Genomic DNA, 11951 nt, shown 5'->3' on the forward strand with positions numbered 1-11951 from the left:
ACGTGGTCACGTCATGACATGATTAATCCGCCGTCAACGTTGATGGTCTGACCGGTGATATAGGCCGCGTCATCGGAGGCCAGGAAGGCCACCAGCCCGGCAACGTCCTGTGGCTGTCCGGCGCGCTTGAGCGGGATATTCTTGACCCATTCGGCCATCAGCTCTCCTTTACCGTAGCGCTTTTCCGCCGTGCCGAGAATTTCGCCCCACACGCGATCGTTATAGTCCCACATTTCACTCTCGATGATGCCCGGACAAAAGGCATTTACCGTGATGTGATGAGCCGCCAGTTCCAGCGCCAGGCTTTGCGTAATGCCAATCACCCCCATTTTGCTGGCCGCGTAGTGTGGCGTATAGATAAATCCTTGCCGCCCCTGGCCGGACGAGGTGTTGATCAGCCTGCCCCCCTGCTGTTTCACCATATATTTCGCCGCTTCACGACAACACAACCATACGGCGGTGGTGTTCACCGCCAGCACTTTTTCAAAGTCGCTTTTCGGCATTTGATCAAAACGATCGATGGTAATCACTCCGGCATTCTGTATCGAGACATCGATGCTGCCAAAGGTCTCCCACGCCTGTCGATAAAGATCGCCAACCTGTGCTTCGTCGGTCACATCGGCGTTGAGCGCCAGAATGTTCGCCGCATACTGCTGGCGTAACCGCTCGGCGGTAGCGTGCACCCGATCGGCATTAGACGTCATCACCAGATTGGCGCCCTGCTCGGCAAATCGTTGCGCAATGCCGGCGCCAATCCCGCGACAGGCGCCGGTGATCACCACGGTTTTCCCACTAAAATCACGTTTCATCTCGCTTGTTCTCCAGAAGATAACGCCGTTTCGGGCTGCCATAACGTGCGCAGCACCGCCTGCTGCCACCCCAGATAGCTGTGTTGCAGTTGCCGATGGCGCTGCATATCCGGGGTGAATTCATCGTGTTGCGGCAACATGGCCTGCAATCGCTGTCGATCCCAGCCCCATAACTGTCGCATCGCCAACAGCGCCGCCCCCAATGCGGACAGTTCCGCCGTGTTGCTGCGCACCACCGGGCAACCGAGCAGATCGGCTTGAAACTGCATCAGCCAGTCGTTGCGGCTAGGCCCGCCGTCGGCCATCAACTGCCGCAGGTTAAAGCCCGGCTGACTGCGCAGTACCGCGATCACATCGGCTATCTGGTAGGCCACCGACTCCAGCGCGGCGCGAATCAGATGCGCCCGTTGACTGCTGCGACTCAGTCCGCAAATCACGCCACGCGCCCGGTCATCCCACCATGGGGCGCCGGTTCCGGTGAGCGCCGGCACAAAATAAACGCCGTCGGTATCCGCTACGCTGTCCGGCAACTGGTTCAGCAACTGTGCTTCAACATCGCCGGTAATCGACAGCATCCACGCCAGCGCATCGCCGGTATGGGGAATGTTGCCTTCCAGCGCATACTGCAAACGCTTGCCGTCATGCCAGGCGATGGTGGTTGCCAGCGCGGTCATCCCCTGAACGACATCTTCAACGGGGGCCATTACCGACGATCCGGTACCGTAGGTGGCCTTGACCCGCCCGGTCTGCCCCAGCGCATGGCCATACAATGCCGCATGGGAATCGCCAATCATCGCGCAGATCGGAATGCCGTCGGCGATGCCGTCAATGCCTTGAGTAATCCCAAACCGGTGGCTCGACGGACAAACCTGTGGCAGTGCCGTGCGCGGGATGCCGAATAACGCCAGCATTTCGTCATCCCAGTCGCCGCTCGCCAAATTCAGCAATTGCGTTCGCGCCGCGTTGGATTGATCGCAGCAGAAGGACTGGCCACCGGTGAGTTGCCATAGCAACCAGGCATCGATGGTACCCAGACAGAGTTCGCCATTGGCAGCCAGTTGCTGCCCATCAGGCGTGTTATCCAGCAGCCAGCGCATTTTGCTCGCGGAAAACAGCGGCGCCAGCGGCAAGCCGGTGATCTGGCGGATCGGCTGTTCCTGCCGATCGCGCCGCAGCTGTTGGCAAAACGCTGCCGTACGTGAGCATTGCCAGCTCAGCGCCGGTCCAATCGGCTGGCCGCTGGCGCGCAACCAGCCAATCACGGTTTCCCGCTGGTTGCTGATGGCGATGGCGGCGATACGCTGATCGCCTACCGCCGCCATCGCTTCGCGTAATACCGCCAGCGACGCCGCCAGCAGATCCTCGCCACGCTGTTCTACCCATCCGGCCTGTGGCGTCTGCAACTGCAGCGCGCGGCTGGCCTTGGCAATCGCCTGACCCTGTGCATTCACCACCACCGCTTTGGCATTGCTGGTACCTTCATCCAGCGCGATAATGCAATCCCTGCTAGCCATGGCTCACCTCGGTTAATGGTTGTGCTGTCTTTTTTTCGTGACGTTGCATCAGCGTGACTTTGCTCTGCAAACGCTGCTGGAATTGGTCAATCACCACCGCCGTGACGATCACCAGCCCTTTGATTACCATCTGCCAGAACTCGCTGACGCCCATCATCACCAGACCATCGGCCAGAAAAACGATGACAAACGCGCCGATGATCGAGCCAAATACCCGTCCACGACCGCCACTCAAGGCGGTGCCTCCCAGCACCGTGGCGCCGATGGCATCCATCTCGAACATGTTGCCGGTCATCGGGTGGGCGGTTTGCAACTGTGAGGCAATCACCAGCCCGACCAGCGCGGCGCACATGCCAGAGAAGGCATAAACGAACAGCTTTACCTTGACGATCGGCACGCCGGACAGCCGTGCCGCCGGCTCATTGCCGCCGATGGCATAGATATAACGACCAAGCGGCGTTTTCTTGGTGATATAGATGCCCAGCACGACCACCGCCATCATCAGCCAGATCGGATTGTAAATACCGAACAGCGAGCCCGATCCCAGCGTGGCAAAGCCGGTGTTGCCGAGCGCCTCCATGCCCACCAGATTGGGGTAGGTTTTACCGTCGGCGGTCAGCAGCGCCGCGCCGCGCGCCACGTACATGGCGCCCAGGGTACAGATAAACGGCGCAACCCCCAGTTTGGTAATCAGCGTGCCGTTTATCAGACCGAACAGCAGTCCCAGTAATACCACCACGCCGCACACTTCAAACACGTTAAGAAACAGCAGATTGTCGCCCCATAGCGGCACGCCGACCGTCAGCAGCGCGCCTGCGATCATGCCACATACGCCAGCCACCGCCCCGACCGACAGATCGATGCCGCCGGTGAGGATCACCAGTGTCATACCCACCGCCAGCAGACCGGTAATCGCGACATGCTGCGTCATGATCAACAGGTTGGATACCGTCAGGAAGTTAGGCACCATACTGCTGAAGAACAGCACCACCAGCAGCAATGCAATAAAGGTGCGCGCCTGTAGCAAATACATATACAGTCGATATTTGGTTTGCATCTCGTGATCCTTATGCGTGCGGAGTTGAGGCGCGAATCAGCGTTTCTCGATCGGCCTGTTCACGCGGCAAATCGGCGGTCAATCGGCCGTCAGCCATTACCATTACCCGATCCGCCAGCGACACCACCTCATCCAGTTCCGAAGAGGAAAACATCACCGCCAGTCCTTGCCGTGCCATGGCGCCAATCAGGTGGTAGACATCGGTCTTGGCGCCAACGTCGATACCGCGCGTCGGCTCATCCAGAAACACCACCTGCGGCCCGGTCAACAGTGCCTTGCCAAGCACCACTTTCTGCTGGTTACCGCCGCTGAGCGAGGTGACGGGCAGGTCTGCATCGCTGACTTTTATCGCCAGTTTTTCGATCATGCCGTTCAGCGCCGCCGCTTCGGCAGTGCGGCGAATCGGCGCAATGGCATTCCAGCCGTGGCTGGCCAGCGTCATGTTGGCGCCAATCGACATCATCTGCACCAACCCTTCCGCCTGACGATCTTCGGGCACCATCACCATGCCGTCGGCCATTCTCTGGCGGAAGCTCAGGCGCTCGACCGTTTTGCCATTGAGAAAAATACGCCCGTCACTGTGGCTCATCACGCCGTTGATCACCTTGAACAGTTCAGTGCGCCCTGCGCCCAACAGGCCATAAATGCCGATCACTTCCCCTTTACGCAGCGAAAAGCTGACGTCATTAAGCCGGTAGCCGCCGTTTTCATGCGGCAGGGTCAGATGTTCGACCCGCAAAACTTCCTCGCCCTGGGGTGCAGGCTGGTAATCGAACTGCTTTTTCTTTTCGCCGACCATTTTTTCAATGATCCAGGGAATGCTGACGTTGGCCACCGGTTCGCTAGCGACAAAGCGGCCATCGCGAAACACCGTAATGTGATCGCCGATCTCCATCAGTTCCTCCAGTCGGTGGGAGATATAAATCAACGTCACGCCGCGTTTCTTCAAGTCCGCAATCACGCTGAACAAGGTGCGGACTTCCGCCTGGCTGAGCGCCGAGGTCGGTTCATCCATGATCAACACCCGGGTGTCCTTGGCCAACGCGCGGGCGATCTCCACCAACTGCTGATGGCCAATCGCCAGATTGCCAAGCGGCATATGCGGATCGATGTCCAGTTCCAGCCTCGCCAGTAGCGCCTTCGCCAGCTGATATTGGTACTCGACGTTGATACGCCCGCGTTGAAAGAACTCGTTGGCCATAAAGATGTTGTCCATCACCGACAGGTTGGGAAACAGGTTCAACTCCTGAAAAATGATGCTGATGCCGTGTTTTTCCGCCTGCTGGGTAGACGACAGTTCGAGGCGCTGCCCGTCCAGTTCGATGATGCCGGACGACGGCCGTTCAACGCCGGCCAACAGTTTCATCATGGTGGACTTACCGGCGCCGTTTTCACCAATCAGTACGTTGACCTGATTACGCAACACCCGATAATTGACGTTATCCAGCGCGGTAACGCCAGGATAGAGCCGCGAGACGTTATGGGTTTCAATGATGACCGGACTGTTCATAGTCCCCCCTGCGGTTGGATGCGCACCGGCGTCAGCAGCAAGGGTTCGGCAGGCATCTGCCAACTGCTGAACACGCCATACACGGTAATTTTTTCACCGACCGTTGGCTTGAAGCCGCCCAGTCCCTCAATCGACGCCTGATTGATCGCCTTGCCAAATTCGCCAAACAACGTTTGATCGTTGAAATCGCCGTAGTTCAAGCCGCGATAGCCGTCACGCAATACGGTGCCGCGATACACCGGGCCAATCTGCACCTCCACGGCACCCAACGGCGCACCGTCCGGCTTGATGGTTACCCGCCCGCTGCGCGAACGGCTATTAATGGCGACGATCTCACCGCTGACCACGGTAGTGAAGTGGCAAGGAAATTCCGGCTGGGCGCGATAGCCCAACTGCTGGCAGGCGCCGTCGAAATCTTTCGCCTGTTCAATCCGCTTCATCAGCTCGGCCAATGGCAACGCGCTGTTGACCACCTGCGGCGCAATCTGCTGGCGATAGATCTCGCCCGCCTGCGCCAGATGGGGATTGACCGGCGCTTGCAACTCCGCCAACTTTTGTTGTGAAACGATACGGCAGCCGCTGAGCGTCAGCATGACCGCGGCCGCCAGCGCAATGCGCATGGACATAACAACCCCTCCCGTCGCACCCCGCCGCCTGGGCGGGGCGTTGAAACAGACATCGCTGTGGTTTATGGCGTGAAGTTGAAGTCTTTCACCTTCTGCGCATTGCTTTTGTCGATCGGAATGCCACGGAACATAATGCGTTCCTTGCCGCTGTAGCTGCCGGAAGTGAAGTAAGCGTCAAGGATTTCCACCCCCTGGCTGGCAATCGCCTGCGCCTGCAACATCACGCTGGCGTAGAGATCGCCGTTAACTATCGCATCACGCTCATCATTGCTGCCGTCAATACCAACCACCGTGACATCCTGACGTCCAGCGGCCTTTAACGACGCCACTACCCCCAGAGCCACCGGCCCGTTGCCGCAGATCACGCCCTTGACGTCCGGGTGCGCCTGCAAGATGCTATCCATGATGCGCTTACCTTCCAACAGGTTGCCCTTGGCATCCTGACGCGCCACGCTGACCATCTGCGGATATTGGTCAATCACATTGTGGAACGATTTGGATCGCGTAACGCAATTGTTGTCCGCCAGGTTGCAGGTCAGTTCGGCATATTTTCCGCTCTCCCCCATTTTTTCGACGAACTGGTTAGCCACGTCAGAGCCAGCCTGGAAGTTGTTGTGAGTGATTTGTGCCAACGCCACGCCATCAACCGGGATCTCGCGGTTGATCAGCACCACGGGAATACCGGCATTTTTAGCCTGTTGCACTGCGGCGACGCTAGCCTGTGAATCGGCGTTGTCCAACAGAATGCCCTGCACTTTACGGCCAATAACCAGGCTTATCAGTTCCCCCTGGCGCTTGACGTCCTCGCCGTGCGACAGCACCAGGGTCTGATAGCCAAGCGCCTTGGCTTTGTTTGCCGCCCCTTTGGCTTCGGCGGAGTAATACGGGTTATCGAGCGAATTGACCAGAATGGCGATGGTGCCCTTTTCCGCCGCTTGCGCGGACAACGCGGCAACACCGGCGAATAACGTCAGGATCGTTGCTATCTTTCTCATGATGTCGTTCTCTTATCGTTGTGTTGAACATCTTCTGGTGTTTGCAATCTGCGGGGTGCCGCTTACCAAATGGTAAATCCGCCGTCGATCATCAGGTCTGCGCCGGTGATCATGTCGCTGCCGTTGCTGGCAAAGAACAGGATCGCCGCCGCGATTTCATCGGTATAGGCGAAGCGCCCCAGAGGGATCAGTTTCTTCATCGCTTCACCTTTTTCGCCGCGCCAGGCCTTTTCGCCCATCGGGGTCAACACCACCGTCGGCGACAGGGTATTGACGGTAATGCCGAACGGCGCCCACTCCTTGGCCATCACTTTGGTCATGCCCAGCAACCCGGCTTTGGCCGAGGTGTAGGCGCAGTGATGGTCAATGGCGATCGATGCCGCCTGCGAGGCGATATTAACGATCTTGCCGCCGTGTCCGCCGGCGATCGCTCGACGCGCCATTTCCTGCGCGCACAGAAACGGCCCGGTCAGATTGACGGCAATATGCTGCTGCCACTCCACCAGCGTAATTTCCGTCGCCGGTTGCAGATTGACGTAGCCGGCGCAGTTGACCAGAATATCAATCTGACCAAAGCGCAACTGCGCGGCGGAAAAGGCACTATGCACCGACGTCGGATCGGTAACGTCGCACGACTGGTACGCCACCTGTGCGTCCCCCAGTTGCTGCCGAGCTTCTGCCAGCCGGTGCTGTTCGAATTCCGGGTACATCAGCACCAGTTGAGCGCCCTTTTCCAGCAGCATGTGGTTGGTCGCCATCGCAATGCCGCCCAGGCCACCGGTAATCACCGCCGTTTTGCCGACCAGTGACATCTGACTGTCGACACCGTAGCGTAAATTTACGTCGTATTCGTTGTGGCTCATCCGATTCCCCTTAGTGGTTCAAATGCTGGTGCAGTCCTGCTGCGTCGATGTCATATTGCCGACGCAACGCGGCGCGGCTGCTGCTGTGGGTGAATTGATACGCTGGAACGCCAAGCGTGGTCAGCGATTGCGCCAACTGATACTTCAGCATGATCTCGCCGATAATGGTGCCCAACCCGCCGCTCAGCACATGCTCTTCCATGGTGATCACCCGCTGATGCTCGCGGATCAGCGCCATTACCGACAGTTCGTCCAACGGCCACAGCGACGGCAGCGATACCACGGTCGGGTTATCGCCCTGTGCCACCGCGTGCAACGCCTCGTGTGCCAGGGTGCCCAGACAGAACACCAGGGCACCGCTGCCCTGATGCAGTACCTCCGGCTGGCCGGGGCGGAAACGGTAATCCTGGTCATGCAGCAACGGCAGCTTGTCGCTGTCCATGCGAATATACGCCGGCCCTCGGTGGGCAATGACATGGCGTACAATCGCCGCGGCCTGGCGTGCGTCGGCAGGTGCATAAATCGCCAGATTGCCCAGGGTACGGGCAATGGCAATATCATTCATGCAATGGTGCGTCGCCCCCAGCGCACCGTAGCCAAACCCGGCGTTCAGGCCAAGCATCTTCACGTTGGTTTCCGAATAGCAGACGTCATTTTTCATCTGCTCATTGGAACGGGCGAACAGAAACGGCGCCGCGTTGGCGGTAAATACCGTGCGACCGCTCAATGCCATACCGGCGGCCATGCCGACCATATTTTGCTCGGCAATCCCCACGTTGATCACCCGTTCGGGGAACGCGCTTTCGAACGGCGCGATTTTGGAGGTTGACGTCGAATCGGCGACCATCACACTGAGCTCCGCGCCGGCCTGCTGTTGTTCGATCAGCGTCGCGACCACTGCGTCACGTAAATCTTGCATGTTCAGTTCTCCAGTTCCGCCAGCGCCTGCGCCAGCTGTTGATCGTCAGGTACCGCGTGATGCCAGGCGGCAACGTTCGCCATAAACGACACGCCATGCCCCTTTTCGGTGTTCGCCAGAATCACCCGCGGCTGGTCTTGGCCAGCACGGGTCATCGCCTCAACCAGCGACGCCGGGTCATGGCCGTCGCATTCAATCACTTCAAAACCGAATGCTCGCCATTTTTCTGCCAATGGCTCCAGCGGCATGATGGCTTCGGTTTTGCCGGCCAGTTGCAGCCGATTGCGATCGACGATGGCGATCAGGTTGTCCAACTTGAACTTGCTGGCAGCCATCGCGGCTTCCCAGTTGGAGCCTTCCGCCAGCTCACCATCCCCCAACAGCACGAAGGCGCGCCGGTGCGCGCGGCCAGCCAGCTTGTTGCCCAACGCCAACCCAACGGCGATCGGCAAACCGTGCCCCAGCCCGCCGGAGTTGATTTCGATAAGCTCCGGTAGCTTCTGATGCACCGGATGCCCGGCCAGCAATGTGTCATCGCCCATAAACTGATCCAGTACTGCCGGATCGAGTAGCCCCATCGCTGCGCAGCTGCAATAGAAGCCGCCCGCCCCGTGTCCCTTGGACAAAATGAAGCGGTCCTGATCCGGGCGTGCCTGGCTGCGATCCATCACCGCCATATACAGGGTGCAGATGATATCGATTTCTGACAGATCGGCGCCGGTGTGGCCCTTGCCCGCTTTATGGTTCATGGTCACGACGTAGCGGCGCGCCTGCCGCGCCGTGTTTTTAATCGCCTGAAAGTCCATCATCACCTCGTCTTGGCTGGGTATGATTGCCGTTTTAACTGCTAGACGGCGTAAAAAATCATCATTTGGTTTTCGAATGAAATCATATATGGCAATATCGATAATTATTGAGCGCCAGATCAAAGTTTAAACAAAAATGAATCGATAATTAACTTGTGTTAAACGTATAGCCAACTGGCGATAGCCGGTCGATAATGGGTAAATCAACTGAATAACGGTCTAAAAACCGCCAGGCGGCGATCGCTCACTCAACAATGGCTTTCATATGAAAACCAAAGATGACCCGCGGTTTATCAATGGCTTTATCACTATTGGCAAGCTAGAATTCAGCGGTATTGCTCGGGATTGACGTGTCAGAAGCCGTGACGGGAGGCAGAAAGTGCCTTAACGGCAAAAGGAGTATTTCGATTGAAAAGCAAAAGTGAACAGTTGGTGGAAATGCAACAACGGCGCGAGAAGATCCTCGACATGATCCGTGAAGACGGCTCGGCGACGGTCAAAATGCTTACCGACGCCTTTAACCTGACCGAGGCGACCATCCGTACCGATTTGCGTGTGTTACAGCAGCAAGGCTACGTGCAGCGTTTTCACGGCGGCGCCACGCTGGTCGACGGCAAGCAGAATACCCATGCACTGATGCTCGAGCGGCAAACCCAACTGGCGGAAAAAGACAGCATCGGCAAACTGGCCGCCAGTTTTATCGAACCGGGCGATACCATCATTCTCGATTCCGGCACCACCACCACTGCCATTGCCAATCATCTCAGCCATATCAAGAAACTGTCGGTTACCACCACCGCCGTCAACATCGCATTGCAACTCGGTGGCGAGCCCGGGGTGAACATTCTATTGACCGGCGGCACCTTTAAATTCCCCACCTTGTCGACCTCCGGTGACAAGGCGGCCAGCTTCTTCGAAAACGTACTGGCGCAAAAGCTGTTTCTGGCAACCGCCTGTATCTCGCCGCGGCTGGGGTTGAGCTACCCGAGCGAAACCGATATCAAGGTAAAAATGGCGATGATCAACGCGGCCAATACCGTGTATGTGGTGGCCGACTCCAGCAAGATTGATAAAGTGTCAATGTTTGCGCTGCCGTGCGATTGGCAGCATATCCACTATCTGATCACCGATAAGGGCATCAGCAAGGCAGCGATTGAGGCGTTCGAAAAACTTGGCGTGAAAGTACTGATCGCGGACGCCTGAGAGGCGCCCGCAAGGTTATCAATGGCGGGGGGTTCGCTGGGTTATTTCCCGTTGCTCTTCTGGCGGCGGCGTCAATGGTCCGAACCAGCGCTGTGCCAACCAACAGGCGATGGTCACCAATAGCCAGGCGATGGCGGTTGCCATCACCAGATCGCGTGGCCAATGCATGCCCAGCAACAACCTGCTACCCATGACGCCGGTAGCCCACAGCATCAGCACCGCTACGGTTTTATAGTGACGACGAGGCCACAGCAAACCAACGCCGAGCAGCGCCCAACTGGCGGCAAACATGGTATGGCCGGACGGGAAGGCAAAACCGGTTTCAAATTGCCAATGCTTGCGCAGCCATGCCGGCACCAGCGTCTGTTCTGCCAGTTGCTCCTTTACCAAGGCCCCACGCGCGTTACGGTGCAGCGAGTAAAAATACTTTTCATCAATGCCGTGCGCCTGTTCCAGCCACACCACAAAGGGCCGCGGTTCCTGCACTCGCTCCTTGATCAGCGACTTAACGCCCTGGCCGACCAGAATCGCCGCGCTGAGCAGCACAAACAGCCCGATCGCCGGCTTGAGGCGAAAGCGCAGGCACCACAGGAACCAGGCGGAAAGTAGCACGCTGGTAATGAGGCCCCAGGGGGAAGTTACCGTTTCTGTCAGCCAGAACATCGCTTTTAGCAGCGTATCATTACCGCCCGGCTGCCAGAGCCAGCCGGAAAACCACACCGCCAGCGGCATCAACAGCAGCACGATTGCCCCACCCGCCGTGCGTTTTGCTATCTCAAACATGCATTGTCCCTCTTATCAGCCCAACTGGCAGTGTAACAATCTTGTAATCTCAATAATACGCGAAAAATTAAGTGCATAAGATCGACGATGGCAATGATAGCCACGGATGCTGCTTTGCTGAGCACCACCGGGCAAGAAGTTATGGCAAAATAGCCGATAATAACGACATGTGAATCGCGAGCGCGGATTTTAGTGCTGGTCAGGCGGTCACGCCGGACGTACCATGCGGCGCAGCGATTTAATCGAACAGGTTTGTGGAGAGTAACATGCAGCTTAAACGGGTGGCAGAGGCTAAACTGCCGACACCTTGGGGCGATTTCCTGATGGTGGGATTCGAAGAATTGGCCACCGGGCACGATCATCTGGCGCTGGTTTTCGGTGATATTACCGGCGACACGCCGGTACTGTCGCGCGTGCATTCAGAATGCCTGACCGGCGATGCGCTGTTCAGTCTGCGCTGTGACTGCGGTTTCCAACTGGAAGCGGCGCTGGAACACATCGCCGAAGAAGGCCGCGGCATTCTGCTGTATCACCGCCAGGAAGGCCGCAACATCGGCCTGCTGAACAAAATCCGTGCCTATGCCCTGCAAGACAAGGGCGCGGATACCGTTGAGGCCAACCATCAGCTCGGTTTCGCCGCCGACGAGCGCGACTTTACCCTGTGCGCCGACATGTTCAAACTGTTGGGCGTCGATGCGGTACGCTTGCTGACCAATAACCCGAAGAAGGTCGAAATCCTGACCGAGGCGGGTATCAATATTATCGAACGGGTACCGCTGATCGTCGGCCGCAACCCAAAGAACGAGCGTTACCTGGCGACCAAGGCCGCCAAAATGGGTCACCTGCTGGACCAGAAATAGTCAGCC

12 protein-coding genes are annotated in these 11951 nt (G+C 57.8%); 2 read left to right on the top strand and 10 right to left on the bottom strand.

What is annotated here, in order from left to right; genetic code table 11:
• Positions 1–11: 11 nt before the first annotated feature.
• From AC2AXP_RS07400 to AC2AXP_RS07440, 9 genes are all read right to left on the bottom strand, one after another.
• Positions 12–809, bottom strand: a complete 798-nt coding sequence (locus AC2AXP_RS07400; protein WP_198773035.1) for a glucose 1-dehydrogenase — start codon at positions 807–809, stop codon at positions 12–14.
• A complete protein-coding gene (locus AC2AXP_RS07405; protein WP_004962519.1) occupies positions 806–2323 on the bottom strand; it encodes an FGGY family carbohydrate kinase in 1518 nt (505 codons plus the stop codon). The genes AC2AXP_RS07400 and AC2AXP_RS07405 overlap by 4 nt, the downstream gene beginning before the upstream one ends.
• A complete protein-coding gene (locus AC2AXP_RS07410; RefSeq protein WP_004962517.1) occupies positions 2316–3380 on the bottom strand; it encodes an ABC transporter permease in 1065 nt (354 codons plus the stop codon). The genes AC2AXP_RS07405 and AC2AXP_RS07410 overlap by 8 nt, the downstream gene beginning before the upstream one ends.
• A 10-nt stretch (positions 3381–3390) precedes the next feature.
• The gene (locus tag AC2AXP_RS07415; protein ID WP_430299104.1) at positions 3391–4890 is read right to left on the bottom strand and encodes a sugar ABC transporter ATP-binding protein; all 1500 of its coding nucleotides are present in this window, start codon (positions 4888–4890) and stop codon (positions 3391–3393) included.
• Positions 4887–5516, bottom strand: coding sequence for a DUF2291 family protein (locus AC2AXP_RS07420; protein WP_004962513.1), 630 nt, complete (start codon positions 5514–5516; stop codon positions 4887–4889). The genes AC2AXP_RS07415 and AC2AXP_RS07420 overlap by 4 nt, the downstream gene beginning before the upstream one ends.
• 62 nt (positions 5517–5578) lie before the next feature.
• On the bottom strand, positions 5579–6511 hold the full coding sequence (locus tag AC2AXP_RS07425) for a D-ribose ABC transporter substrate-binding protein (protein WP_004962510.1): 933 nt from the start codon (positions 6509–6511) through the stop codon (positions 5579–5581).
• 62 nt (positions 6512–6573) lie between these two features.
• Positions 6574–7374 (bottom strand): GolD/DthD family dehydrogenase, encoded by an 801-nt coding sequence (locus AC2AXP_RS07430; protein WP_430299105.1) that lies wholly within the window; start codon positions 7372–7374, stop codon positions 6574–6576.
• A 10-nt stretch (positions 7375–7384) separates the two neighbouring features.
• On the bottom strand, positions 7385–8293 hold the full coding sequence (locus AC2AXP_RS07435; RefSeq protein ID WP_198773031.1) for a transketolase family protein: 909 nt from the start codon (positions 8291–8293) through the stop codon (positions 7385–7387).
• Between the two features lie 2 nt (positions 8294–8295).
• Complete coding sequence (locus AC2AXP_RS07440; RefSeq protein ID WP_039992715.1) at positions 8296–9099, bottom strand: transketolase; 804 nt, start codon at positions 9097–9099, stop codon at positions 8296–8298.
• A 408-nt stretch (positions 9100–9507) separates the two neighbouring features.
• Here AC2AXP_RS07440 and AC2AXP_RS07445 point away from each other — a divergent pair, with 408 nt between their 5' ends.
• A complete protein-coding gene (locus AC2AXP_RS07445) occupies positions 9508–10302 on the top strand; it encodes a DeoR/GlpR family DNA-binding transcription regulator (RefSeq protein WP_039992071.1) in 795 nt (264 codons plus the stop codon).
• Positions 10303–10320: 18 nt separating this feature from the next.
• Here the strand turns inward: AC2AXP_RS07445 and pgpB are convergent, their stop codons facing one another.
• Entirely contained in the window at positions 10321–11085 is a 765-nt protein-coding gene (gene pgpB, locus AC2AXP_RS07450; RefSeq protein WP_004962491.1) for a phosphatidylglycerophosphatase B, read from the bottom strand.
• A 266-nt stretch (positions 11086–11351) separates the two neighbouring features.
• Between pgpB and ribA the strand changes: the two genes are divergently transcribed.
• On the top strand, positions 11352–11945 hold the full coding sequence (gene ribA / locus AC2AXP_RS07455) for a GTP cyclohydrolase II (protein ID WP_004962489.1): 594 nt from the start codon (positions 11352–11354) through the stop codon (positions 11943–11945).
• The last annotated feature ends 6 nt before the right edge of the window (positions 11946–11951 follow it).

This window comes from Serratia sp. Sp408 (genome assembly GCF_057180665.1).

Bases quoted from the DNA above. Each gene is read 5' to 3' on its own strand.
- AC2AXP_RS07400 (WP_198773035.1), bottom strand. From the start codon at position 809: ATGAAACGTGATTTTAGTGGGAAAACCGTGGTGATCACCGGCGCCTGT.
- AC2AXP_RS07405 (WP_004962519.1), bottom strand. From the start codon at position 2,323: ATGGCTAGCAGGGATTGCATTATCGCGCTGGATGAAGGTACCAGCAAT.
- AC2AXP_RS07410 (WP_004962517.1), bottom strand. From the start codon at position 3,380: ATGCAAACCAAATATCGACTGTATATGTATTTGCTACAGGCGCGCACC.
- AC2AXP_RS07415 (WP_430299104.1), bottom strand. From the start codon at position 4,890: ATGAACAGTCCGGTCATCATTGAAACCCATAACGTCTCGCGGCTCTAT.
- AC2AXP_RS07420 (WP_004962513.1), bottom strand. From the start codon at position 5,516: ATGTCCATGCGCATTGCGCTGGCGGCCGCGGTCATGCTGACGCTCAGC.
- AC2AXP_RS07425 (WP_004962510.1), bottom strand. From the start codon at position 6,511: ATGAGAAAGATAGCAACGATCCTGACGTTATTCGCCGGTGTTGCCGCG.
- AC2AXP_RS07430 (WP_430299105.1), bottom strand. From the start codon at position 7,374: ATGAGCCACAACGAATACGACGTAAATTTACGCTACGGTGTCGACAGT.
- AC2AXP_RS07435 (WP_198773031.1), bottom strand. From the start codon at position 8,293: ATGCAAGATTTACGTGACGCAGTGGTCGCGACGCTGATCGAACAACAG.
- AC2AXP_RS07440 (WP_039992715.1), bottom strand. From the start codon at position 9,099: ATGGACTTTCAGGCGATTAAAAACACGGCGCGGCAGGCGCGCCGCTAC.
- pgpB (WP_004962491.1), bottom strand. From the start codon at position 11,085: ATGTTTGAGATAGCAAAACGCACGGCGGGTGGGGCAATCGTGCTGCTG.
- ribA (WP_004962489.1), top strand. From the start codon at position 11,352: ATGCAGCTTAAACGGGTGGCAGAGGCTAAACTGCCGACACCTTGGGGC.